Annotated in this window: 11 protein-coding genes; 1 reads left to right on the top strand and 10 read right to left on the bottom strand. The window is 67.6% G+C overall.

Annotation, left to right across the window (positions count from 1 at the left end; all coding sequences use genetic code 11):
• Nucleotides 1-264: 264 nt before the first annotated feature.
• Entirely contained in the window at nucleotides 265-1,686 is a 1,422-nt protein-coding gene (locus CKO40_RS09275) for a sigma-54-dependent transcriptional regulator (RefSeq protein ID WP_200345927.1), read from the top strand.
• A 157-nt stretch (nucleotides 1,687-1,843) separates the two neighbouring features.
• On the opposite strand, the gene CKO40_RS09270 is transcribed toward CKO40_RS09275, so the two are convergent.
• The 10 genes from CKO40_RS09270 to CKO40_RS09230 form a co-directional block, all read right to left on the bottom strand.
• Complete coding sequence (locus CKO40_RS09270; RefSeq protein WP_200345926.1) at nucleotides 1,844-6,040, bottom strand: glycosyltransferase; 4,197 nt, start codon at nucleotides 6,038-6,040, stop codon at nucleotides 1,844-1,846.
• A gap of 234 nt (nucleotides 6,041-6,274) precedes the next feature.
• Nucleotides 6,275-6,928, bottom strand: a complete 654-nt coding sequence (locus CKO40_RS09265; RefSeq protein ID WP_200345925.1) for a type 1 periplasmic-binding domain-containing protein — start codon at nucleotides 6,926-6,928, stop codon at nucleotides 6,275-6,277.
• Nucleotides 6,929-6,985: 57 nt separating this feature from the next.
• Complete coding sequence (locus CKO40_RS09260; protein ID WP_200345924.1) at nucleotides 6,986-11,917, bottom strand: eCIS core domain-containing protein; 4,932 nt, start codon at nucleotides 11,915-11,917, stop codon at nucleotides 6,986-6,988.
• 17 nt (nucleotides 11,918-11,934) lie between these two features.
• Nucleotides 11,935-14,070, bottom strand: coding sequence for an ATP-binding protein (locus tag CKO40_RS09255; RefSeq protein ID WP_200345923.1), 2,136 nt, complete (start codon nucleotides 14,068-14,070; stop codon nucleotides 11,935-11,937).
• Nucleotides 14,071-14,086: 16 nt separating this feature from the next.
• Nucleotides 14,087-16,015, bottom strand: coding sequence for a hypothetical protein (locus CKO40_RS09250; RefSeq protein ID WP_200345922.1), 1,929 nt, complete (start codon nucleotides 16,013-16,015; stop codon nucleotides 14,087-14,089).
• Nucleotides 16,016-16,243: 228 nt separating this feature from the next.
• On the bottom strand, nucleotides 16,244-16,405 hold the full coding sequence (locus tag CKO40_RS23945) for a hypothetical protein (protein WP_207173525.1): 162 nt from the start codon (nucleotides 16,403-16,405) through the stop codon (nucleotides 16,244-16,246).
• A 239-nt stretch (nucleotides 16,406-16,644) separates the two neighbouring features.
• Nucleotides 16,645-19,098, bottom strand: a complete 2,454-nt coding sequence (locus CKO40_RS09245; protein WP_200345921.1) for a hypothetical protein — start codon at nucleotides 19,096-19,098, stop codon at nucleotides 16,645-16,647.
• Nucleotides 19,099-19,132: 34 nt separating this feature from the next.
• Entirely contained in the window at nucleotides 19,133-20,824 is a 1,692-nt protein-coding gene (locus tag CKO40_RS09240; RefSeq protein ID WP_200345920.1) for a hypothetical protein, read from the bottom strand.
• Between the two features lie 5 nt (nucleotides 20,825-20,829).
• The gene (locus CKO40_RS09235; RefSeq protein WP_200345919.1) at nucleotides 20,830-23,643 is read right to left on the bottom strand and encodes a phage tail protein; all 2,814 of its coding nucleotides are present in this window, start codon (nucleotides 23,641-23,643) and stop codon (nucleotides 20,830-20,832) included.
• Between the two features lie 9 nt (nucleotides 23,644-23,652).
• Nucleotides 23,653-25,923 (bottom strand): baseplate J/gp47 family protein, encoded by a 2,271-nt coding sequence (locus CKO40_RS09230; protein ID WP_200345918.1) that lies wholly within the window; start codon nucleotides 25,921-25,923, stop codon nucleotides 23,653-23,655.
• Between the last annotated feature and the right edge of the window lies 1 nt (nucleotide 25,924).

Below are 25,924 nucleotides of genomic sequence, written 5' to 3'. Positions count from 1 at the left end.
TGACCAGCTCGCACTGGCGCTGTTGCGCTTAAAGGCGGTCGGTTGCATCCAGCCCTGTCATCCTAAGCGGAAGGCCGCGCAATGGGGGATCCTATGCGCCAAGGCCCAATGGCTCGGCGATAGCCCAAGAGGCGATGACCGTATCGATAGTCTATTCTGTGATCCGTGTCTTAGAGCAATCCCGAGAACCAACTCGGATGTAGCACCAGCCCAGGCACAACGTACCTGCCCGATCCTGACCGCATATTACCCTGGGGACTGCTTATGAACGAGTGTGCCCGCCGGGCTTGGCTTCTACCTCAAGAGGTCATTCCAGAGGTAACCGCAATTCAGAGTGTCTTCATCGGTGCTGGACTCGACACTCGGATCTCACGCCTCGAGGACTGGGTCGAGACCGGCCCACACGAACGTACGGACCTGCTGGTGATCATCCTGGACGGACACGGCACCTGCGGCCATGCCATCAACACCGCATTGGATCTCGGACAGCCCGTGATCTTTGTAAAGTTGCCGCGAGCCGGCTCGCAAATGGACGGCTTCCAACCGCATTGCGCGTTATCCTGGCCCTTCGACGTCCGGTACGTCTCGAGCAGGTTGGAGGAACTCAGCGGTGCCGGCGCCCAGCAACCGACTCGGCAAAGGCGATCGGCGGAAGTCGATCGACTCACCACGTTGGGAATGCACGGTGCATCCCCTTCATTCTCCAGGCTGCTCCACGCAATAAAACGCTTTGCGCGTAGCCAAGCCCCCATTCTCATTCAAGGCGAAACCGGCTCGGGGAAGGAGCTCGTCGCCCGGGCACTGCACTACTTCGGCCCCCGGCGCAACGGTCCGTTCATACCGGTCAACTGCAGCAGCCTTCCAGACAGCCTTTTCGAGAACGAGCTCTTCGGCCATGCCAGAGGCGCCTTCACGGATGCCAAGGAGCCGTCTCGCGGACTGGTCTCACAAGCCGCCGAGGGCACACTTTTCCTGGATGAGGTCGACGGGCTCCAACCCAGGGCCCAGGCGAGCCTTCTGCGTTTTCTGCAAGAGAAGCGGTACCGCCAGCTTGGCGGCGATCAATACATCGAAGGTCGATGCAGCATCCTGGCCGCCACGAACCATGACCTGGAGCAGATGAGCCGCGACGGTCTTTTTCGCCCAGATCTCCTCTACCGTCTCGATGCCGTCACACTCAAGGTCCCGGCCCTGCGCGAAAGACCAGAAGATATCAGTCTCATTGCTCGGACCTTTTTGAGGAATCTCTGCGATCAATACGGCCAGCCACCCAAGGCGTTCCATCCCGCGACGCTGCACTGGATGGAACAGCAGCCATGGCCAGGCAACGTGCGGCAGCTCGAGAACTACATACACCGTGAATTCCTCTTGAGCGAACGCCCCATCATCAAGCTTGATCCCGCAGAAGATCCGGCTTTGCCCCAAATGATCCCCTGCGCTCAATTACCGCCGAGGTTCGAACGATGGTCTTTCAACGAGATGCGCGACGCCTTGGTTCAGGATTTCGAGCGGAAGTATCTTCACCGCCTCATGCAGGCCACCAACGGCAATGTCTCCAAGGCAGCACGTCTAGCGAACAAGGAGCGACGCTGTCTGGGAAAGCTGCTGAAGAAGTACGAGATCGATCGCGAGCAGTTCGTGCCTGAGCGCTCACCGCTCGACTCGGATCGAACGTGGAGCGGCTGAGGGAATGGGGCGACTGCAGAGCAACGCCGTTCGAACGCTTGGGCCTTGATCATCGTGCTGGCCGGCGGTTCATGCTCTCCACAGCAGACCCGACTCAAGACCGCGATCGAGCAGCCAGACGACCAAAACCATGCCATGACCACTGCTGGGATCGTCTTCAGTAGCCACCTTGACGCAGGCCGCCGACCGCATCCGTGTTCGCACGACAGAGGGCCTTTCGTATCACGGCGATGTCGCCGCGCCGTTCCGACCAGCGATGGCGGCGCACGATCGCACGAAAATAGCGCTGATCCTGTGCCGGCCCCTTGTTATCCCAGGTCGGCGTAGCATAGCGCCGACGGATACAGCATTCGGGCGTTGCATAGCTGAAGTTGACGCGGTCGTTCGACACCAGCATTCCACACCGCACCAGCTTGACGCGAGGGCGTTGCCGAAACACCTCAACGAACCGTGCCAGATAGTCCGGATACATGTCGTCATCGTCATCGAAGAAGCACAGGAGCTCGCCACGCGCATATCGAAGGCCGGCATTTCGGGCATGACTCGAGCTCGCCTTCTCCGCGTGACGGTAGAGCCGGATGCGCTCATCCTTTGGCAAATCGCCGGCATCTCCGAAATTGTCGACGACGATCAGCTCCCAGTCAGTATGGCTCTGAGCCAAGACCATCTCGACGACGCGCATGAGCCGATGTGAACGCCGATAGGTCGGCATGATGATGCTGACCCGCAACGCGTGGTCGCCATCGGAAGCGCGGCCCTGTCGAAGCGACGGGCGCGGCGCAGCGCCTTGCGGTGTCAGTTCCCAAATCGCTGCGCTCTCGCCGACTAGATCCTCACCGACATCCCGCCGTGCCAGATGCCAGCTCTGGCTCTCGATCGGCTTCAGCAGATCCCGTGCGTTCCAACGCGTCTCCAGGAATCCCTCGCCGACGATACGCGTATCACGTGGCAGATCGTCAGAGGGCGTCACGTAAAAGGCGATCAGGACCGCTTGGCGGGCGGCACGCATCGCCTCGCGCAGCACACCCGGCATGGTCGCCACCGGCAGATGCTCCAGAATGTGCCGCATGACGACGACGTCGAAGCTAGCGTCGGCAAAGGGCAAGCGCTCGCCGTCGGCCCGGCACAGCGGCGCATCGGCGATGTGACGCCGCACTGCGCGCAGCATCTCGTCGGTCACGTCGACTCCAACGCAATAGGCGCCGGGGTGCTGCTGCGCCAGACGGAGTTGCAAGCTGCCCGCGCCGCACCCTAAGTCCAGTATCTCCTCGCCGTAGCCCAAGGCCAGATCCGCAAGCAAGGCACGGTCGCTCGCGGCTTGCGGCCGGCGCTGCTCGTTGGAGATGATTCGATCCAGCCGGCTCGGCGGCCACAGGTACCAGCGCTCCCAATCTCGATAGCCAGGCGATCGGGACGCCTCGCCCCCTGGCAGGACCGCTTCAGCCGCGTAGCGGTCGATCCGGCCGATGGACATACCTGCCATGTGCGATCCATGGCGCAGGCGCTCATAGAGTGCCCGGTTGGCCCGCGCCGACGCGTCGTCCATCGCGGCCGGCGGATGATGCAGGTGGAGCAGGGTTTGGGACAGCTGAGCGATTCGGGTCTTGGCGGCAAGCCGGTCGTAGAATTCGCGATCCTCCCGGCCCCAGCCGCGAAACGCCTCGTTGTGTCCACCGATCTCACGGTAGAGCCTGGCATCGACGAAGAGGCAGCCGCCCGATGAATTCCGGAAGGATCGGCCATCGAGCCGATCAGCACGCGTCTCATGCCCGTCCGGTCCGGAGCTGGCTTGGATGGCTGAGAGCGTGGCCTCGGGAGCGAGATAGCGAATCTCGTCATAGGGCTGCACGGCACGCGTCCCCGGGGACAGGGCGACCAGCGCTTGGGCCAGAAAGTCATGGGGCACCAGCAGATCGGCGTCGATCAGACAGAGCAGTCCCGACCGGGCGGCCGGACGGCAAGCACCGAGATTGAATCCCCAGCCGCGATTGTAGGGACCCGGATTAAACGCAAAGATCCAGGTATCGGCATAGGGTCCGAGCTCGACGCGGCATCTCGGGCAGGCATCCTGCTCGACAACGACGATGCGGTAGCGCCAGCGCGCGATGCGCTGCTGGCTCAACGCGCGCAGGCAGGCCAGCGCATTGCGCAGCCGCTCGGGCTCTCGCGGATGCACACGCACGCCGACGATGACCGTGATCTCCCGGGGCTCGTCCTGATGGGTGTCGAGCAGGCCCTGGAGCGAGCGCTCGAGCGCGGCCCTGGGCACGTCGTCCACGTCCTTGCCGGCCGCGAGGATGGCCCGGGTGCTGTACCACTGGTGGTAGACGATATCGGCGTAGGTCGATCCGAGATACACGGGCTCCGAGCGGCTCCCTCGGCACTGCGCGCCGGTTCTGGGCAGGGCCTCGATCTCGAATCCGCGTCGTTTCACCTCGGCGCTGATCCGCTCGGCGACATCGAAACGGCTCGGGCGGTCCTTCTCATTGAGGAAGGTCAGTCCGAGCGCGTCCAGCGTGTCGCGCGCGATCATCAGACAGGAGGGATGGATGTAGCCGCGGTGATGACCGATGCCGGCGACCTTGACCTTGTCCTTCAGCAGGGCGTCGAGCCGGGCCAGCCAGTCGTCGCACAGTGGAAAGGCGTCGCTGTCCAGGGTCAGGATCATCGGCGCCCCGGTCGCACGCCTGGCGCGTTCCAGTCCGGGGCCGTGACCGATGTTCGCCGGCTCGCGGATGAGATGGATGTCGCCACGCCGCGCCATCGATTCGAGCCAGACCTCGGTGCCATCATCGGAGGCGTTGTCAACGACGCACAGACGCGCCCGCGCGGCATCGATCGATCTCAGTGTGCGCAGGACCGACAGCTGGACCATCGCGAGCCCGTTGTGGACCACCATCAGGATGTCGTAGCGGTGCGTCACCTCATTGGATCTCCGTGACTCGATCGACTGGAGTGGCTGAGATGCGAGCCTTGGCACGGCAGCCGCGAGCAAGGTGGACAGCCGATCGGGGTAGCCGTGACCGGCCAGCCTCTCGGTTGACTTTTTCAGAAGCTCCTCGCACCGCTCCCGGTCCCGCAGCAGCGCTGCCGTGACCGAGACCAGCTGCTGCGGATCGGTGAAACGCGGTAGCTCCGGGAAGCGCTCCAGCAGCTCCGGACGCTCCTCCGACACCACCAGGGCGCCACAGGCGAGCGCCTCGTAGACGCGCGGATTCAGCGAATGAGGCGCGATTCGCTCCCGGTTGTAATGGTGCTGCTCGCGAAACAGATTGACGACGATCCGCGTGCGCTGATAGAGACGTCTGGTCTCGGCCGGCGGGACATTGCCCGACAGGCAGAGGCCGCGCAGCACGGCCGACTTCCAGGGTCCGCCGACGACATAGGAGAGGAGCCCCTTTTCGGCCAACGCCGAGAGGAAACGCTCGCGTCGGGCGTTGTAGCCGCCAATGAAACCGACCTCGTAGTGCTTCGGACCCGACTCCGGCTGATGCACGCGAGGGTTGTAGGCCAGCGGCAGATAGTGGGCGTTCTCGTGCCGCGACAGGGTGGATGGATCGTTGAGGAAGACGCTGTCGAAGAGAAGCGACGTTCGGACCGTGTCGTCGACCTCGTAGGGCTCGTCCACCAGCCAGACGGCCGACCGATAGCCCGCGAAGCGCCTCCCCCAGCGCTGTCGAAAGGTGCGTCCGTGGATCACCAGCAGGAGATCCGGCGCAAAGCGCTCGACCAGGACCGGCAGCCGCGGATCGTCGCAGGACGCGGTCCGGTGTTCGATATCCAGCGCGCGCGCGGCGTCGGCAAGTCCCTGAGTAATCACGTCCCCGCAGGACAGGAACTGATAGTGCACGATGAAGAGGCGCGGCGCCTTGGAGGTCTGTCCCTCCGAGCCTGGTCCTACTGCGACCCGGTCCGCGCTGAATTCGGCCAGCGACAGCTTGGGAATAGACGTCAGACGGCTGTGCTCGCCCAGGTTATAGACCTCGACGCCCAGGTCGGCACAGGCGGTGACTAGACCGCCAAACTCCTGGTCGATGGTTGCGAGCTGGGAGCCGAGCGGATGCGGCCCAGTGCGCCCGAAGAAATGATGGTCGGTGAAGTCCACACCGATCAGGCCGATCCGCTTCGCTCCCATGTGAATCGCCAGGCAGAAGGCGAGATAGGGCGAATTGCGCGTGTAGTGCAGCACGTTGGGATCGGAGAAATCCGTCCCGCCGCGACGGCCCAGCCTGAAGCGCACGACATGCGGGTGGCGGATGCCGAGATCGAGCTGGGTGAAGAGCACCTGCGCCCGGCTGCGCTCGATATAGCGGAAGCGGTCGTCCTTGAACTGGCGGCGCGGGTTGAGCACCACCAGATAGGTGGGATCGAACTTGCGACCGACGTCATTGACGCCGATGGTGATGAAGTCCTCAGGGCGCTCCAGCGCGCTCAGGGACGCGCCGCAGCCGCAGACCAGGATGGTCTCGCCCGCATGCCGATCGCGGAAGTCCGCTAACCGGTCCGATCGGGCGTTACCCGAATCAGCCTTGGGTGCTTTGGAAGCTCGGATGGCTCTGACCTCACACGAGAGGTTTACACCTGGTGATCAGGATCGGCCTTGCGAATCGTCTTTTGGGGTCTTGGCGTGCGACTCATTGTGCTCGGCCTCCGGCGAAGTCCTTGTGCTCGCATCTTCTGAGGAGCGGTCCGGGTCCTCGACCTCAGGAGCGGCGATCCCATGGGCGCGCAGCGTCTCGGCCCAGCTACGCATGCGTTGGCGCGCGCCCTGCTCTCTCTCGGGCTCACCGCTCACGGCATCGATCGTGGTTTCGGCCACGTCCTCGAGATAGGTCCGCAGCGCCCGGGCCACCGCCCGACCATCGCCGTCGAAGCGTTCCCTTGGGGTCTCCGTGATGTCAGCGAGCAGGTCCATGCCGGGGGTGGGGCTGGTTCGACGAGCGTCGTCGCCCTGTTCATCCGCGCTTGCCCGCTCGCCTTTCTCGCCACCGAGCAGCCTCGCCTTGAGCCCCGACTTCAGCAGCCCGACGACCGTCCCCAGCTGCGCCTTCGTCCAGGCAACGCCTTCCTCGGTGCTGACCTCGAAGGATGTCAGGGCGTCGGGGTGGACCTTCCGCTCGCGACCGGCCGCCGTACGCAAGGCAAAATCGCCTGGTGGAAGCTCCTGGGCATCGGGGATCAGGAAGCATCGCTTGCCGGTCTCGTCGGTCCAGAGGGTCTTTGCCAGCTCGGGATCGCTCATGCTATCGCTCTCGTCTTGGGTCATTTCTTCCGCCGTTTTGGATGGAGGGTTTGCGCATCATTCACCAGGTCCGCGGAAATTGATCCCTACCTCGTCGGTATAGGTCTCTCCCCTGCTTCCAAGGCTCCGGTTCAGCGGCCAGGAGATGATCTTGTAGCTGCTAGAGGCCGTGTTCCAGCTCTCGCGTGTACTCTGGGCCGACATGTTCCCCTGGTGATTAGTCCAGTGATCTGCGATGGGAGGATCGTGGTCCGGCGACGCCTCGGAGACCGGAACGACGGCCTTCCCGTTCTGCACAGGGAACCCGAACCTCGCCTCCTGCTGGGCCGGTGCCTCGCTGAGGAACTTGGTCTGATCGGACGGATCAATCAATCCCGGCAGCTTGGCATTCTTCACAGTGTTTCGGCTGGAGCTCGAATCGGAATAGAAGAGCGAGCGTATCGTCGAGCCTCCTTGATACTGAGGCTTGAGTGAAAAGCTCGCACCGCTGCCATTCGGCATGACATAGCTTGAGCCGTGCGAAAAACTCGTACGCTCCCAACCCGTGCCCTCTTGACTGTACGGGTGCGAGCCCGAGCCGCCTCCATCCGGAATATCGGTCGTGAAGCTCACCGGCCGCACATCGCCCCCGGCGCCTCTGCGCACGACGGACCGAGAGCTGGCCACCCGCTCGTAGGAATTGGTGCCCAAGTTCTTGATCCAGGACCCGGCAGAGACCTCCTCCACGGGCCCGGCACCGCCCAAACCGACACTGCCGTCCACTGTCGTCGTGTTTGGGGCGATGATCACCTCGAAGTCGATATCCTCGTCCTGCTCGTCGCTCCCCTTCGGATTGAAGTGAATGCTGACACCGATGCCCTCCTCCAGCACCTGCGAATATCGGATCTCGAGCGCTGCTGCCTGCTGCTCCTTCGCGCTACGCACCGCGTCGTAGTCGCCATCGGTGCCCTCCGCGCTCTGCAGATCGCGCTTGATCCGGTTCGCGACCGCCACGTGATCCGATGGATCCAGCTCCTCTGGCTCCTTCTCTTCCTCTTCATCGCCACCAACCCCCAACGCCCGCAACAGCGCCCGCGCCCGCTCGGCGAGCCAGGCGACCACCCGATCGATCGCCGAGAGCACCATCTCCTGGAAACCGCGGATGGTGTCGGCGATGCGATCGGGCAGGTCGCCGAGACCGAGGAAGCCGGCCAGGAAGTCGATCACCGGCGAGATTAATCCGGCGAGTGCGCTTTCCACCGCCGCTGCCATACCGCTGGTGTTGCCGGCGATGAGCTGGGCGGCGCCGTTCACCACCGTCTCGACCAGACTGAAGATGCGCGCGGCGTTCTGGAACACCCAGGCGAGGATGCGGTAGATGACCTCCACCGCCTGGGCGATGGCACCGGCGGGATTGAACATCGCGATGATGCGCGGGGTGACGGCCGAGATCAGCGCGTCGATCAGAAAATCCACCGCCGCGCTCAGCACGGCGTCCAGGATGGCGCGCGGATCGAGCTGCTGCTCGATCATCGCGAAGATGCCGTCTACGCCCTGCTCCACCAGGGTCGCGATGAGCTCGTAGGCCTTCTCGAGCAGGGCGACGTTCTCCTCGCCGATGTGCCGGGCCAGGATCCCGCGGATCCGCGCCCAGGTGATGCCCATCAGCTGCAGGAAGAAGGTGATGAGGCTGCTGAGCGACAAATCGCTCGGGATCTGCACACCCACGGCCCCGAGCCCGGAGAAGAGCCAGTCGAAGAAGCCGCCGACGACATGATTGCTGAAGTTGTCGAAGAAGCGTTGGAAGCCCTGCCCGAGCGCGGCGGCTAGGTTGTTGGCGAAACTGAGCGGATCATCGGCGATGTCCTCGATCACCTCGCCGATGCGATCAACCAGCGCCCAGAAGGCGCCAGGCGAGATGCCGACCAGCTTGAGCAGACCGTTGATGATGAAGCGCGCCGGATCTTCGGCGAATTGCTCGATGGCCGCGCCGATCTGCCCGATGAGACCCTGGGCCTCCTGGCGCATCGCATGGATGCTCTCGCGCACCTGCTGGACCGACTGCGCCGCCTGTTGGGTAAGGTCTCGGTTGAAATTCTCACGGGTGCTGTTGGCGCGCTCGCGCAGCCCCTCCAACTGGGCGCTGAAGCCCGCCTGCTGACCCGCCGCCCATTCCTGCAGGCTCGCTGGAAGCCTGGCGAAGACGGCCTCGATCTGGCGATTCGCGGTGTCGATGATCTCTTCGCAGGTCGCGATGACCGAGTTGACCTCGGTGGAGATCTCGCGAATCAGGTCGCAGACGTCGTCGCCGAAGCTGCGCTCGATGCCGTTGAGCCATTCGATCGCCCAATCGGGCAGCCCGGTGAAATACTCGACCACCTGGAGCGCGGTGCCGCCGGCGCCCGAATAGCGCTCCTCCTTCCAGCGGTTGAACTCGGTGGACTGCTGCTCAACACGGGTCGAGAGGACCTGGATGCCGGTCTCCCAGCGACGCATCGCGGTCCGGGGCAGCGGATTCAGGAGTCCGTCGACCTGGCTCTTGGCCTCGGTGAAGATGCGGCGCGCCTCGATCCCAGCGTTGGTGCGCATCTCCTCCTCGGTCGTGCCCAGGTCGACCATGCCCGTGCCGACCTCGCCTGCCGTGCCGGCGCGGCTGGTGCGCAATGCCTCGAGCGCGCGCTGCTGCAGGCCCTGCATCTCGCCGCGCGCCTGATCGCGTACCGCGCTCTGCTCGGCCAGCACCTCGGCGGGGGCGCGCTCGGCGACCGCGCCGAGATCGCCCTGGGCCTCGCGCGCCTGCACCACCGGGTTGGCAGGGTCCTCGATGAGCTCGGCCGGCTCGGTGGTCATCCCGGCGTCGTCCATCCGCTGACCCTGCGCCGCGACGTCGGCGTCGAGCGAGACGTCCTCGGCCGGGACCGCGTCCGGGACCGCCTGGGTCGCATTCACCGGCGGGGTCTCGACCTGCTCCGGCGGTGTCTCCAGCGGTGCCGCCTGCTGCTGCGGCGTGCCCGTCGGCTCCTGATCCAACTCCTCGTAGTCGCCCTGGACCCGCTCGGCGTCGCCCTCCACCGAGGAGGTCAGCTGACCGCCGGCGGATTCGGCAGCGGCGCGCGGATCGAACTTGACCAGCGATTCCTCGTCCGGCGGGCGCTTGCTGCGGATGACCTCGCGGATGCGCTCGCAGAGATCCTCGATCTCGGGGCTGGGGGCGGCGCGCTCGCCCAGTGTCGCGGTCAGCTCGCCGGCCGCGCGCGCGGCGGTCTCGGCCTCCGGCTCCTCGACCGCGCCCCGGGCCTCGTCCACCGTCTCGTCCGGCGAGGGCATGGACTCGGTGGCCTCGGTCGCGGCGCTCGCCTGGTCCTCGACGCCCTGGATGCGCTCGCGCTCGCTCGCCGACAGGCCCGAGGGCGGCTCGGGCATGAGCAGCTCCTCGCCCCCGCCCTCCGGCGTCGGAGCCGGACCGCCCGGCGCGGGCGCACCGGTCTGAGCGCCGGCCTGAGCACCGGCCTGAGCGCCGGCTTCAGACTGGGCGCCGGCTGGAGCACCCGCCGGGGTCTGGGCCGCCCCACCAGCGCCTCCACCGGCCTCTGCGGCGGGTCTCTCGCCGGCGGCGGACTGCACCGAGGCGGGCGCGCCGGGTGCGGGTCCGGTCCCAGCAGAGGCCCCAGCGGCCGCTCCAGGCGGAGCCGGACTCGCGGATGCTGCAGACCCTCCGGCTACCCCAGTGCTCGGCTCAGTGCCGGTTCCCGGACCGGCCTGGCCCGCCGGCGTTTGTCCGTTGCTCTCGGTCGCGACGCCGCGCCCGGCCGGCTTGCGCCGAATCACCGCCTGCTGCTGCAGCACATGGGTGCTCTCGTGCGCCATCAAGCGGATGTCATTCTGCGACTCGCCGCGGCCCAGCCAGATATGGTTGCCATGAGTGAAGGCACGTGAGTTCAGCGCATCGTTGGCGCGGCGGGCATGGGGGTCTTCATGCACGCGCACTTCACTGAAGTCCTGCCCGATGCCAGATTCCAGCCGCTGGCGCGTAACGCCGTGCAGGTTCGAACCCGGACCGCTGGCCCGGATCGCGCTCTCGGCGACGGCCGGGGCGCTGGGGGCAGCTGAAGCAGGGCTGGCGGCGGCTGGCACGGGGCCGCCGGCCGCTGCCGATGCCGATGCCGATGCCGCGCTCGCCTGCAGCGCGTCCTCGTCCTCGGCCCTCGTTTGCAAAGGGCCTTCATCGCTGGACTTGGCTTGTACGCTGTCCTCGTCCATGGATGCGGTCTGCAGCGGCTGCTTGTCGGCGAGCTCGGCCTGTATCCGGTCCTGCTCTCCGGGTGACGCCTGCACTGCCTTATCATCCGCCGAGCTGGTCTGTGCGACCTCTAAGTCATTCGATTCGGTCTGCACATCCAGGGACGCCTCCTGCTCCGCCACCTTCTGCACCGGCAGGTCTTCCGCCGGCGTCACGCCCTGACCCTGGATGGGCTTGGTCTGGAGGCTGTCGTTGTTCCCGCCCGCCTTGGGCTGGACCTCCATCTCGTGCGGTGACTCGGCCGCCGCGCATTGCTCGCACTTGGCCTGGATAGTCTCCTGCTCGGACTCCGTCGGCGTCGATGCTTGGGTCTGGATCGTCTCGCCGTCGGCGGAGCCGGATTCGATCTGGCGCTGCAACGGGGTTGGCTCGGCCGACAGGTCGTCTCCCCCTCCCTTAGTCTGCGGCGCGCCGGCCAGTCCTTGGGCCGGCAGGGTCGAGATCTCCGGCACCGCCGCGCCCTGCACTACGCGGTCGGCGACCGCATCGGCCTCGCGCTCGTAGGGATCGCCGGCCTCGCCCACCTCGACTTTGGCCTGGAGCGCACCGCCCAGCGTGAAGGCGGGCGGCGCCGCGTAGAAGGCGCTCAGCGCTCGCGGTGCGGCCGCACTGGGCTGGCCGCTGCTGTTGGATGCCGCTGGAGTCGCGCCCCGTGCCGTCTCGCCACCACGCGGGCGGCTGCCCTTGGGCCTGAGTGCCGTGACGCTCATGGCTGGGCCATTTCGCGTCAATCGTCCCTGAGCGCCGCCACGAAGGACTGCAGGCGCCCGGGTCGCTCAACGAAGCCCTCTGGCTGGCGGCGGATCGGATAGACGCCACCGGCCTTGCGGTACTCGGCGCGCAAGGCGGTCTCCAGATGCCGATCCTCGATTGGGGCGGACTCCTCCAGCGCCAGCAGCGCGGCATGGGTCACGGCATTGCGCAACTGCCCGCCCGTGAGCTGACAGCGTAGCGCGACCTCGTCCAGATACTCCGGGCTCAGACCCTGCAACGTCGGCAGATGGAGGCTGAGGATACCTCGCCGCTCCTGGACCTGTGGCGCGAAGAAGGGCACTACCACATCCATGCGCCGCTTGAACGCCTGGTCGATGTTCTCGCCCAGATTGGTGGTTACCAGGACGATGCCTTGATACTGCTCTAGACGCTGCAGCAGGAAGTTGGTCTCCAGGTTGGCGTAGCGGTCGTTGGCGGACTTCACCTCGGTGCGGCTGCCGAGTAGAGCATCGCCTTCGTCGAGCAGCAGGATGACGTCCAGCGCCTCGGCTTGGGTGAGCACCTGGTGCAGGTTCTTCTCGGTCTCGCCGATGTACTTGTTGACCACCGCGGCCAGGTCGACCCGAAAGATGTCCATGCCAAGCTCGGCGGCCAGGATGCGTGCCGCAAGCGTCTTACCCGTGCCGCTGACGCCGGTGAGCAGGGCGCGCACCCCGCGCTGAGCGCTGCCCTCGAATGCCGGACCGAGATGCCCTTGAATGCGCTCGCGGCAGGCGCAGCGGCGGCCGAGCTCTATGAGCTTGACCCGGGTCGCCTCGCTGACCACGAGATCCTCCCAGCGTCCCTTCGCCTCAAGTCGGGCTGCCAACGTATCCAGATGCTGCCGGTTCAGGGCGCGAGCGGCCTCGCGCACCTCTGCCAGACCGACCCGGTCGCTGCCGTTCAGCCCGGCCTGAGCGAGCGCGATCTGGGCCACTTGACGGATATAGGCGCCCGACAGCCGAAAGGTCTCGGCCACGCGGTCGAGGTCCTCACAGGTATGCCCGTTCAGGGCGCGGCGCCAGTGACGGCGGCGCAGCTCCAGGTCGGGCGGGTCTAGCTCGAGCGTGATCACCTGATCCAGCGCCCGATCCGACAGGCCGCCCTCGCGTCCCTGGAGCACGCCGACAGGCCCGCCATAGCCACCGAGCGCAGGCAGCTTAGCCGTTTCGCCTGGGCTCAAATCGTAGGCGATCACCGGCATGGCGCCCGTCATCGCACACCAGGGGGCCAGGGCCGGCCAAGTGCGCTCGCGATCATTGCTACCGCTCGGCAGACTGAGCACGCCACGCCCAAGACCGCGCGCGATCGCCCCCATCACGTCCAACGCCTCGGTCCCCGGATCGCTGCGCAGCAAGATCAGACGGACCATGCCCGAGGCCACCAGGGCTGGGAGCCGAGCCAGACGTCCCAGCAGATCAGCCGGAAACAAGAGATCGTCGATGGATGGGAGCCGGCCGGTGGGGATGAGACGCAGCCCGGTCTCTGAGGGTGGGTCGCCGCGTCCTCGGGCGGCATCCCAAAGCAGGGCCGGCACGCGCAGCGTCCATTCGGACCGCGGTGCCTCGGGATTGGCGGTCTCGACGAGCCCCGATTCGAGCAAGGGGCCACAGAGACCCCAGGGGTCAGGAACGCCGATGCGTCCGGCACCGCCGCCCAGCACCTGCCCGAGAAACTCAAGGGTCGGACGGCGCGTATTGAGCGGGGCTTGCAGCTCGGAGAGGAACGTGCCGAAGCGCGAGTCTTCCTCTACCAGCCCCGTGAGGACGAAGGCGAGACGCGCCTCGAATGTCAGGCCGAGGTGGCTACCCAGTGCGCGAAGCGGCAGATGCGTGCCCGTCCCTTCCTCCCAGGCCAGTATCTGGCTCCGCCACAACTCGGCTCTGTGAACCCAGTCCAGATTCTCGGGCATGTAGCGGCACAGCTCCGCTCCGTAGGCCGCGAGAAAGGGATAGCGTTGGTAGAACCGATCGAGCGGCTCGCCGCCGTAGGCACTCATTCGATCGATATGCGCGAGCAGCTGGTCGATGGCGACATAGAGATGGACCGCGAAATGGCTCGCCGGATCACAGAGGATCAGGTCGAGGGACGATGTCTGGGCTTGAATCATGGTCGTGACCAGCCGCCTACTGAAAGTGGAAGGACACCACGCGCCCCCAGTCGCCGGCCCAGCCCGGATCGCGATCCAAACCGGCCAGGCGCGCCGGTAGCGAGATGCATTCCAGACTGGTCACCAGATCGACGTGGGCCCGGGTCACGTAGAGGCGCCCCGACACCAGCAGCAGGTCGCCGAGCGGGTCCAAGGCCGCCGGTGCCGCCTGATCCAGCCGCCAGCGGATATAGGGGATGACGGACCGCAGCCAGAAGGCCATAGCGGGACCGAGGACCTCATGCAAGGCCTGATGGAGCCTGGCCGCAGGCGCGCTATCGAAGGGCGCCGACGTCGGCACGGGCAACTCGGGATAGCGCCGTGCCTCCGTGATGGCCTGCTCAATGGCGGGCTGAGCGCCGCGCGGGATGTCGGCGATCAGGAAGCCGCGATCGGCCCATAGGCGCAGACACCGGTCGGCCGTACCCCAGTAGAGGTGCTCGGGCGGCTCGTCGATCCAGTGGTCAGGAATGCGATAGACATCGTTGGCGGCGACCGCCTCGCCAGGCCAATCCCCTGGCGCACGGCTGTCGAGCTCGGCCAGGACACGCCAGAGCGGATCGCTCGCATGAGCGTCGTGGTCCTCGCCCAGCAGAGCACGCGTGATCAGCTCCAGAAGCCCCCAGGGACCCAGATCGCGCCCTAGTCCCCAGCTCGGCTCGAAGCATTCCGGCAGCCCGAGATGACGCATGAGATTGATCAGGTAGAGCGCGCCGCCGAGACGCGTGGCGACGCCCGAGACCGCTCGATCATCTGGCCAGTCGCCTGCCCAGTCATCTGGGCTCTCGAGCATGCTGTCTGAGCTGGAATCGACCGGGGACTCGCTGTCTACGGCGTTCGAGACCTGTGCTGCCACCCCATCCGATAGAGGCCCGTTCGATTGTTCAGTAGCCGTTGCGAGCGACGCCGGAAGCTCTAACGCTGTTGACTGATCCCGTGTCAACCTATGCCTTGCCGTGGAACGTGACGCCCTAGCGGGCTCCAGTTTCGCCTCGGCCCGATCCGGCCCGGCGGGCGTTCGCGTCCAGCGGCCAACGGAAACCGTGGGGGCGGCTGAGGTGTCGGCGGACACCTGCTCCGATGCCGGCGAGCCCGACCCAGCGAGAGCCTTGCGCGGCGCACCCTCCGGCAGCTGTCCAGCCACAGAGCGGCTGCTCCGGCTTGGTCCAGACACCTCCTCCAGCGCCGCGGCCTCGTCCTCAGCGTGGGGCGCAGCCGAGGCCGCACGGTCTCGAAACCAGCTGCGCAGCTGGGCACGGAACAGCGGTGAGCGCGCCTGAGCCGGCTGATGATGAAGCATCAAGGCCAGACCGACGAAGAGCTCGGCCTTTAGACCCAATTGGTCTAGACCCAATTGGTCGTTCTGAACGGGGTCAAGCCACTTCCGCCAGGGTGATGGCGATGGATCGGCGCGGCTCAGCCGAGCGGGCGACGCCGCCGCGCCAGCGTCCTCCGGAACCTCGGCAGCCTGCTCAGGCGCCACATCGATATCCAGCGCATGCTCCCTCGACAGCGCCCGCACGAGATCATCGAGCATGTCGTCCTGCAAGCAAGACAGCACCGGACTGCACTGCTCCCAGAGTACGAGCTGCGCGATCACTGCCGGCACCAGCCTCGCATTGGCGACGAGCAATCCCTCGAGCCGGGCCCGGCCGCCGGCGGCATAGCGGTTCAGCGCGAGCGGCCAGCACCAATGCGCCGCGAGCTCGCCGCGCGCCAACGCCAAGGCGAGACAGGCGATGAGCTCGCTCTCATCCGCGAGCAGAACCGAAGCGGTGCCCGTCGGGACTCGACCCCGCACCGGCCGGGCGGCGTTGCGGTAGTCCTGATCCAGACGCTCACAGACCGCGTGCTCCCAACGGGGCGATAGTCGCGAGGTCTGGTGCGCCGACAACCATCTGGGCAAGGGATCGGCGATCCGACGCACGAGCAGCAAGGCCGAGGGGGGCAAACCCGAGGGCCTGAGATCGAGACTCCTGAGTTGCTGCTCGAGTTGAAATCGTCGAGCCGCGTCTCGCCCTCTTCTAGATCGGATCGAGAGGCGGTTGATATAGGTGGTGCCCGGGTCAAACACGGAGCACCGGCGTATCAGGGCCGAGGAGCGTGGGAAACGCGCGCAGCAGTGCCCCTCCAATCAGGTACCGGGCATTCGACGCAACGTCTCTCGCCAGTGGATACGCTTCATCGACCCATCGGGCAGGGTGAGCAGCCGATTGGACGATTGGGAGGACAGCGAGGTCTTGACGACCTCGCCTGGTGCGTAGCTTGGGATTCGAACCCCCAGACCGCTTTGCATCGAGACAACTGAGCTGTCGCAGGAAAAACCTGAAAACAACTATTGCGCTACCCGCGTACGACCTGTGCACATACCAAAGGCTCGCTACACGCTTAATCCTATAGAACTCGGCTCTCGTCTTGTCAAGTAGAACGAAACCACCCCTACCACGAGTCGCATCGTTCTGACTGCGAACGGCTTCGAAAGAACGACGGTTCTGTCTTTGGACGCGGTGCCGCATGGACTCGTCCCCAGACCGGCTAGGCGACGTTGTTGCCAATGTTCCGCACCCGTGAGCGCAGCGCGGTTGGCTCGACGCGAACGGCCTGCCCCGCCGAGCTGAGCAGGTTGTCCTCCACCACCCATTGCAGCTCCGGATTGGTCGGCGGCAGGGTCACCGAGTGGATCAGGATGCCGGTGTTGAACTGATCGAGCTGATTGCCGCGCACCAGCAGCCGGCGCCCGAAGGTGCCGAACAGACGCAGCCCCTCGATGCTCTGATTGGCACCACCGATACGCTGCAGACTCGCACGGTTCTCGTCCACCGAGAGACTGAGACAGTTGCCGACGAAGATGGCATGACGCTCGCCCCGGACGCTCGGGTCGAGCACGACCTCGATCGCGTTGCCCGCGATGACGACCCGGCGGATGCTGTCCGGCGTGCCCCGCGAGGACTCGCGATGACTCACCCCCACATGAATCCCCTGGACCAGGTCCCGCAGATCGTTGTCCCGCACCCGCACCTCGCCCGCGATGCGCCCGCCGACCACGATGCCCTGACCCGCCGGGGCCGTGCCGGGGCCCGGACTGCCGTCGAGCCGCACCTGGTTGTCCTCGATCTGGCAGCGATCGGCGTTCACCGCCAGGATGCCGACCTGACCGCTGCCCACCAGACACTCGCATCCCCGCACCCGCGTCCTGTCGGAGGGACCACCGGCGGCCGTGTCATGACGGACATAGAGACAGCTCGCGGCCCGTCCGACTGCGGACGCGCAGCGCAACCGCACCCGCTCGATCTCGACGCTGGGGCAGTCGCGAGCGCTCAGGACCCCGGCCAGACTCTGGAACTGCCGATTGGCACCCGAGCCCTGGGGCGGACTCGCCGTGCCGGCCTGGGCCGAGAGGTCGCTGACTCGAACGCTGGCGCAGTCCTCGAAGATCAGCGCGCTCTCCCGGTTGGCGATCGTCAGCCGCGTACCGGGACCACCGCCGCACACCTTGACGTGACCGAACCCAGTGAAGCGCAGCGGCTCGGTCAGGACGAAGTGCCCGACCTCGAAGCAGATGGACACATCCTGCCCCGGCGCGAGCGCGTCGATCGCCTGCCGCCAGTTTCCCCCGGGCGCGATCACCAGCGTGCAGCAGCCGCGCAGCCGCTGGCAGAGGTCGTCCAGCGCGCCCTGCACCGTATGGACGCCGGGGAGCTGGCAGCCCGCGTTGTCGAAATGCACGTCGCGCGCGACGACCTCGGCGAGCCCCGAGCGCACGATGAGGACATGATCGGTACGGCCATCGATCCGGTAGACCAGATAGGGGGTCGCGTCGGCGGCGCCCGGTGCATCGCGCGGCACTACCCTCGGTGCCAGGCGCGGCAGGGCTGTCGCCAGCACCGAGCGCACCAGGCCCTGCGCGACCGGCGTCTCGCTCGACGGGGCATGGGCACCGAGGAAGCTCTGCCAGCCGAGGCCGTTCGGACCGGTCGGCAGATAACCGACCGCCGGCAGATGGGTGAGATAGTCCTCGACCCGAGCGCCCGCGCCCACCGCCGGATCGTTGCGCAAGTCTGCGATCTGATCGGCGAACTGCAGCAGCACGGCCTCGGACTCGGCCGCGAAGCGCGGGTCGAGCAGGGTCGGCCAGTCGGCGGCGGGGGCCGGCGTGACGGGACGCCGGCGCACTGACCAGGTGTCGATGAAGCGGATGCCGTCCGCGGTCCAATAGATCAGCGCCAGTGGGACGTCGCAGTCCGTCAGCAGTGACTCGGGCAATCGCCCCAGCGCGCCGTACTCGAGCCCGTTCGGCGGGCTGTCGGGGCTGAAGTCGATGTCGTGCGGCGCGGTCTCGGCCGTGCCCAGGCAGAGCTGCGCCAGGGCGCCGCGCAGACGCGACCAGCCGGCGGTGTCCCCCGCTGCGGGCTCGACGAAATCGCTCGCGCTCAGCCCTGCCAGCCCGCTCAGGAGCTCAGCGACCGGAAGCTTGATCAGCCGAAAACGCACCCCCTCGACCCGATGGCGCAGCCCGCAGTGGCTCCCCGTGCCCCCGTCGCCCAGACCGCTCTTGGGTGCCTGTCCGCGATAGTCGCTCGCCGGGCTCATCAGGAGCACGTAGGCGCCGGTGCCGACCAGCAGTGTGCCCGGCTGAGGCGGCACGCAGACGGCGAAGAGTCCGTTCGCCGCGTCCTCGAGGGTCTGCTGGGCAAGCAGATTGATCTGGACCTTGGTCGGCAGCTCGAGACCCTGCCCCGCTCCGTTGAGCGCCAGCCCCCCGCCAACCTGAACGACGGGCGAGCTGCCGCTGCCGCCCGGCGTCAGGACCGAGACGTCGAGGCCGCGCACCACGCCCGCACCCAGGGCCGTCCCGAGCTGGCGGTGCTCGCGGCGGTTGGCGGTCTGCTCGTCCTGCAGGTCCTCGCCCGTGAGGATACGGCCGTTGAAGAAGTTGACGTGCTCGACACCCTGATCCAGGTATGCCTGCTGTAGCTCTATCTGGGGCATGCTGGCTCACTCCTGCGAAGTGCGCTCGATCGATTCAGCCCAGGTCGGCGCGGCCGTAGGCACTGATCTCGACCATGAATGCCTGGACACGATTGGCGTCCTGGATGTCGCTCACGCGAATCCGTATCCCCTCTTGCTCGAACCGCACTACGCGCAGAATCCCCGGCCGCTCCGGATCGACGATCGTGCCCTTGACGATGTAGACCAGATCAGGCGGGGGGACGATGCCGTCGTTCTGCGGCGGCTGGTAGCGAGGCCAAGCCAAGCGGTATTCCAGGACACCGAGCATGGTCGCGGACAGCGCGTTGTAGACCAGCCCCAGGGGTTGTCCGGCCGCATCGAAGAGCCCCGCGGCGACGATGGCATAGCGCGCATTCTGACCCGGGGCCTCGACGAAACCGCCGATCACGGCGGGCGTGCTCGGCTGCCATCGGTTACCGCTCCAGGTCAGCACCTGGCCGGCGGCCGGATCGACATCGGCGACCGGTCGTCCTCTCAGAGCGGCGACCGTCGGGTTCGGATAGGTATCGACGAGATCGCCTCCGGCGATATCATCGATCTTGACCGCCTGCTCGAAACGCACGGCGTCGCCATCAACGCCGCCCTCCCCCAGCCCGGTGATCCGGTTGCCGCCAGCGCCCAGGTCCCCAGTCAGCGGACGGCTACCATCGACCAGCAGATACTGAGGATGATCGTCGGCATCCAGGTCGTGGAGATCCGCATGGCTCAAGGACTCGAGGTCCGCCGAGGCGTCGCCGCGATGACAGATCAGACACTCCTGCAACAGACGGGTATGGAGCCGATAGGGTCGCCGAGACTCGTCGAGCAGCGGGTCGCCGACTAGGCTCGGACCGCCGTCGAGATTCAGGATCACCTCAGCCAATAGCACGCAGCCCTCCTCGGGCGGACCGGCGGCGCAATTGGCGCCGCTCGGCAACAGGGCCGGCCGCACCTCGGTCACCCAGACGCGCATCGCCACGCGCAGCAGCGCGTCGACATCGCCCGGGTGCATGTGCTGCATGCCCATCGGCGGCGATCCCGGCGGGGAATCGAAGGGCGGCGAGGAGAGCGAAGGCGAGCCCGAATCGGTCAGACCGCGCACCAGGTCGGCGATGCCCCCCTCGGTGAGACCGCCCGGGTCCTCGCTGATCTCGATCGCGCGGATCAGCGAGACCAGGTCGCGCACCGCCTCCTCCTCGGTCTGCTCCGGCGGCTCGAAGCGCAGCGCCAGTTCGAAGGCGTCCTGGATGCGCGAGGCGACCGAGCTGTCCTCCAGCGTCTTGCAGGGTCCGCCCGGGATGGGCACCTCGTCGGTCTCGCACTCGCGATGGCAGAGCACGAGATAGAGGCTCAGCGGCTCGGGCGGCGAGAGCGGTGGCGAGGCGGCGAGCCGGTCCTGGACCTCGTCGGCATGGCTCTGCAGCCAGGCCGTCAGATTGGCGCAGTAGGCCTCGGGCACGCGGATCTCGCGGCCGCGCGGATCGACCGCAACGCCCGGGGCCACGGTCAGCCTGGGGCCGTCGCCCGGATCGGAGAGATCGACCGACAGACCACACAAGGTGCCATAGCCGTGGAGGAGCCGGTTGTGCAGACGGTGCTTCTCCAGGTGGTAGAGCTGCTCCTGTACGAGATCGTCTGCCCCCAGCACCAGACCGTTGACGTAGTTGACCCGCTTGTACGGATCCAGGTTGGACAGATTCGCGCAGACTGTCGTGAAGTCATTCATGGTCGTTACTCCGTGAGCGGGTCACGCCCGAGCACCCGCAGCGCGCGATGGGTCACGCCCCAGGGATGCGAGGAATCCAGGAAGCCCTCGGCAAGCGCCGTCTTGCCCAGCACCAGCGCGACATAGCGGCTGCCCTCGCCCAGCGCTGTGTCGAGCCCCAGACGCGCGCCGCCGAGCTGGAACAGCGCCCAGAACAGCTGGGTCTCGAATTCGGTGTGGGCGGGACGCTCGCGCTCGACCAGCGCGCCCACCCGGGCGAGCCGCCGCTCGCGGGTCTCGGCGCTCTCGGTCGGATCGGTGGGGACGAGCACGGTGAAGCGATGGGCGTTGCGCTCGGTCGGCAGGGCGAGCGAGACGAAGCCGACCCAGTCGCTCAGGCGGGCCGGCTGCGAGGGCAGCACCCCGGGCAGCTGGATGGCATCGAAGGAATCAGGAGGCTGGCCGTCCAGCAGCTGCCAGGCGGTCCTCAATGCATCGATGCGCCGGTAGCGCTGCCGGAGAAAATCTTGGTAGAGCCCCAGGTCGTCCTGACCGACCTGTGCGTAGCCAAAGCCCAGTCCTCGCGAGACGAAGGCCCGCCAGTCCTCGGCGCGCGCGACGTCGGCCGGCGGCAGCGGCGGGAACTGGATCGCCGCTGGTGGCGAGCCCCAGCGCGCGGCGAGCGTCGTTTCATCGCCCTGATAGCGACACCGGAGAAAGTCGCGAAATCGCAGGTGCAGCGGCTCGGGCCCCTGCGAGGGCTCGAAGGGGGCGGCGGCGCCGATCAGCGCCGGCTGCTCGAGCCGGCGCGGGTCGCCGAGCACCACGCCCGGGACACCGCGCCTCTGGAAGTGCTCGACGAGACGCACCGCGCGGCCGGCATACCGCAGCGGCTCGATCCGCTCGGGATGCCGTAGGTCGTCGAGCAGCGAGGCGTTCGGACAGGGATCGATGGTGAGACGGATCATGGCCAGCAGCCCGGCCGGGGTCCCGCGCCAGCGAAACAGCAGCTCGGCGTGCTCGATCAGCAGACGGCGGCGCGCCTCCTCGAAGTCCGGGTCCAGGGTCGCGCCCAGCCAGCCGGCCAGCCACTCGAGATACTCGGCCGGCGCGGTGCGGCTGTCGAGCAGCCGCTCGGCCCCGGCAACTGCGCCTTCCAAGGTGGTCCAGAGACCCTCGACATTGGCGAGGAAGCGTTCGAGAAAGCTCGCGGAGACGGCATCGTCGCGATAGACCGCCGGCAGATACTGCTCGAGATAGGAGAAGCGCGGATACCAGGCGCGCAAGGCCCGCAGACGCGGCGTCGAGCGGCCGCTGCCGGTCAGACGCAGACGCAGCTGCAGATAGCGGCCGGTGGCACCCTGCAGGAGCAGCTCCCAGGTCCCGGTGCCCTGGCGCTCGCGCTGGGCCGCGCCGAAGGGCTGGTGATAGGCGATCTCCGAGGCATGACGCCGATAGGGCGGCGGCTCGTCGCGCCAGTCCGCCAGGTCCAGGTCGGCCGGCTCGTCCGCAGCGCGACTCTGCAGCCTGATCGCGTCGCCCGGCGCGATGCAGGCGTCGAGCGTCACCCGGTGCCAGACGCAGCCGGGCTCCTTGCCGTCGAGCGCGGGCAGATCCAGATCGGCCTCGAGCCCGTAGCGCGGCCTCGGCTGCTCGACTAGGCGCGTCCAGAGAGCGGGCAGGTGATAGAGCACGTCTCGACCGTCGCTCACGAGATCCTTGCCGTCGTAGCGGCGCATCGGCAGGAAGCGCGGCTCGAGCCTGAGATGCAGCGCATCCCGCAGGATCGAGAGGCCGAGCACCATTACCTGATTGCCGTCCTCGGACACCAGGAAGAGCTCGCCCCTCGAATCGGAGTCATCCTTTCCCTCGGCCGGGACGAAGAGCATGTCGTGCGCCCGCAGCCGCTCGGGCTCCAGCCCTGTGAGACGCTCGCCCTTGAGATCGATCCGATCCAGCTGCATCCCGTCCCGGAAGCGGTGGAGGCTGGAATGAAGCGCATCGGGGCGCGTCTCGAGGATCAGCAGCGAGCCGTCGGGCAGTGCCGCCAACGCGATCGGGGCCTCGACCTCGGGGGGCGAGGCTGGAGCCAGCGGGCGGCCGGCGGCGCATGTCCGCGCGGCCTGCACGCGCGGCCCGGCGTCCAGCGGCCAGAAGTCGTCGGCTCGGGCGGGGACGACCTCGACCAGCGCGTCGCCGCTCCCTGCGACCACCTCGAGATAGCGGTCGAGCCGCCAATAGCGCGCCGCGCCCTCGTCCGGTCCAAGGTCCAGAATCCAGAGACCGCCGTCGGGCGCGGCCGCCAGATCGAAGGGCGCGAAGTCGAGCGCATCCGACCAGACGCGCCACTGCGGCGGACCGCCCGCATGCAGATCGAAGACGAGGAGCCCGGCCGGTGACAGGGTGCCGACGACCAGGAAGTGACGGGAGGTGACCGCGAGACCGCGCAGCCGAGGCGGCGCCTCGGCCGAGGGCCCGGAGCAGGGCGCGAAGTCAGCGCCTGCGGGCACGCAGACGGGCGTCGTCAGACTCGCCGAGGCCCAGTACAACCCCTGCCTGTCGCGCCCGGCCGGCCGCCAGTCGATACCCAGCCCGTCGTCGTCGATCCAATAGAGATTGCCGTAGCGGTCGCAGTCGGCGCCCCGCCGCTGCTCCAGCGAGGGCGGCGTCTCGCTGCGCCTGGGCGGAAAGCGGAAGAGATGCGGCGCCAGGGTCACCTCGGCATGGACATCGTCCCAGTGGAGCTGGCGCTCGCCGTCCAGGACGAGATGCCGCTCGAGCACCGGGACCCAGTCCCGGGCGCCTTGCAGCAGATGGAAGCGGGTGCCGTTGACGTCCATGGACCCGGCTTAGCAGGACACCGGCACGACCGGCACCGGGAAGGGCTGGCGCTGACCGGCCGGCGTGCCGCCGCTGGCGCCCAGCAGTGCGTCCAAGGACGTGGGCGCGTCGCTCGATACCGCGACCCCGCGCAGCCTGGGCAGCTGGAGCCCGCTCAGCTCGATGCGTTCGCGCGCCGCGCCCGCCGCATCGCCGAGCAGGACGCCGACCACCTTGGCCACGCCGCTCACCCGGCTAGCCACGGCGCTGATCTCCAGCGGATCGAGCGTCTTCTCGAGCGGCCAGCCGGCGGCTTCGAAGCCACCGGTCAGCGGCGAGACGAAGGTCTCCACGGCCGCCTTGACGGCATCGCGCACCGGCGGTTGCTCCCGCCCCGGCACGACCTCGATGCCGAGCGACAGCCAGATATCCTCATAGATCGGGCCGCGCACGTGCAGCTCGGTGGTCACCAGCCGGCGCGGGGCCAGATAGCGGCAGACGGCCTCGAGGAAGAGCCGGTCGGGCTCGGGCGAGCGCGGATGCAGCGCGTCCGCCGCCGGGACGACCAGCAGGGTCACCACCCCGCGCGAGACCTGGGCGGCCTGCTCGGGATGGACCAGCGGCAACACCTCGACCCGGCCGAGCTCGACCCCGGGTGTGCGCCAGGCGATCTCGACGAAGTCCTGGGGCGCGACCAGCCGATCGCGATGGTGCAGGAAGGCCGGGATGCGCCGCTCGGCCTCGGCCAGGGTCTCGCCGCGATCGCCGCCATAGGTGGGCAGCGGGTTGGCGACCTTGATGCCGGCGGGCAGCCCCGGCCCCTTGGTGATGGCGCCGGTGCCGACCATGCCGGCGACACCGCCGCCATGGGCGTAGCTCACCTGGATCTGGGCGCCCAGCGGCGGCCGCGCGCCATGCAGTCCGTCGCCGAAGCGGATCTCGCCGGACTCCCGGTCCAGGGTGTAGACGCGCTCACCACCACCGCCCGATGCGGTCGGATCGCTCGTCGTCACCCTGGTCGCCGCCTGGGTCTGGACCTCGGGCGGCGCCGCCGAGAGATCGTCGACCCGCTGCCAAGGCTCGCCATTGACCCTGAGCGTCACCGTCTCGAGCAGCACCGGCCTGTGGGTCAGCGTGGCGCCCTGATCGGGCTCGCCCGTGCCCCTGGGCAAGGACTCGGCCGGCACCCAGGCCCGCTGCACCACCTCGGCCGCGTTGATGCCGAGCCAGCTGAAGCGCGCCTGCAACCCCTGCGCGTCGCTGCCGTCGGCATTGGGCGCCGGGCGGATGCGGACCCAGGTGACGAGCCGCTCGGCGTCCGCCGTATCCTCGAGCGCGGGCGGAAAGTTGCCGGCCCCGGCCTCGAGCGGATCGAGATCGTCCCAGTACCCGAGCTGCCCGGCCGCCGGCAGGCTGAGCTCGACCACACCCGGATGCAGCAACAGATTGGTGCTGCCGCGCGCCTCCACACGGCTGTAGCGGTCCAGCGCTTCGCCGCTCGTGCCCGGCGCCGTATTGGGCACCTCGAACAGGAGCCCGAGATCCTCCGAGCCGAGCGTACCGCCCGAGGGCAGCAGGCAGCCGCTGGCCCCGAGCGCGGGCATCGCGCCCAAGGTCAGCACCCGCCCGGCGATGGCGGCGCGCGCCTGCGCCGGCTCCTCGTTAGGCCGCGCGAAGAGTGCGAGCCAGAGCGCCCCGTCGACCGTGTCATGGCTCTCGGACAGCGTACCCGCGGTCGCCAGCGGCTTGGCGAGATCGACCACCGGCAGGGGCGCGCCCGCCTGGGGTGGCTCCAGACGACGTGTTTCGTAGAAGCTGAGCGCGCCCTGCTCCTGCTCGAAGCTGGCGTAGAGCCGCCGATAGAGCGTCTCGGTCTCCTTCGACTGGGTGTCGGTCAGCGGGGCCTTGTAGTAGACCCGGGCCTCGATGGGCAGCACCTCCAGTGCGTTGCCGGTGCGGAAGGGGGTCTTGCCCGCCAGCACCTCCAGATCCTCCGCCAGGCCCACCGACTGGAGCGCGCCGCGCGGATTGGAGAAGCTCACCAGCCCGCGCGCGGCCTCGGGCGCGCGCACCGACTCGCCCAGCAGACGCAGGAACTTGCGCCGATTGCGCTCTGGGATGCGGTTGGCGCGATAGATGATGCTCTCGCTCATGAAGGCGAAGAGCTGCAGCAGCGTCACCCCAGGGTCGGCGTCGTTGAAGTTGGTCCATTCCGGGTTGTGCACCGGGATGCGCGCCAGCGCCTCGTTGAGGATCTCGCGATAGCCGCGGCTGTCGAAGGTCGGCTCGGGTATGGGCATG

Origin of the sequence: Halochromatium glycolicum (assembly GCF_016584085.1) — a bacterium.
Taxonomy (GTDB): Bacteria; Pseudomonadota; Gammaproteobacteria; order Chromatiales; family Chromatiaceae; genus Lamprobacter; species Lamprobacter glycolicus.
Note: the sequence above shows the minus strand (reverse complement) of the source record. Positions and strands in the feature narration are given on the sequence as shown.

What these genes read in the sequence shown, in the direction of transcription:
- CKO40_RS09275 (WP_200345927.1), top strand. Translation starts at nt 265, where the DNA reads ATGAACGAGTGTGCCCGCCGGGCTTGGCTTCTACCTCAAGAGGTCATT.
- CKO40_RS09265 (WP_200345925.1), bottom strand. Translation starts at nt 6,928, where the DNA reads ATGAGCGATCCCGAGCTGGCAAAGACCCTCTGGACCGACGAGACCGGC.
- CKO40_RS09260 (WP_200345924.1), bottom strand. Translation starts at nt 11,917, where the DNA reads ATGAGCGTCACGGCACTCAGGCCCAAGGGCAGCCGCCCGCGTGGTGGC.
- CKO40_RS09255 (WP_200345923.1), bottom strand. Translation starts at nt 14,070, where the DNA reads ATGATTCAAGCCCAGACATCGTCCCTCGACCTGATCCTCTGTGATCCG.
- CKO40_RS23945 (WP_207173525.1), bottom strand. Translation starts at nt 16,405, where the DNA reads ATGCAAAGCGGTCTGGGGGTTCGAATCCCAAGCTACGCACCAGGCGAG.
- CKO40_RS09245 (WP_200345921.1), bottom strand. Translation starts at nt 19,098, where the DNA reads ATGCCCCAGATAGAGCTACAGCAGGCATACCTGGATCAGGGTGTCGAG.
- CKO40_RS09240 (WP_200345920.1), bottom strand. Translation starts at nt 20,824, where the DNA reads ATGAATGACTTCACGACAGTCTGCGCGAATCTGTCCAACCTGGATCCG.
- CKO40_RS09235 (WP_200345919.1), bottom strand. Translation starts at nt 23,643, where the DNA reads ATGGACGTCAACGGCACCCGCTTCCATCTGCTGCAAGGCGCCCGGGAC.
- CKO40_RS09230 (WP_200345918.1), bottom strand. Translation starts at nt 25,923, where the DNA reads ATGCCCATACCCGAGCCGACCTTCGACAGCCGCGGCTATCGCGAGATC.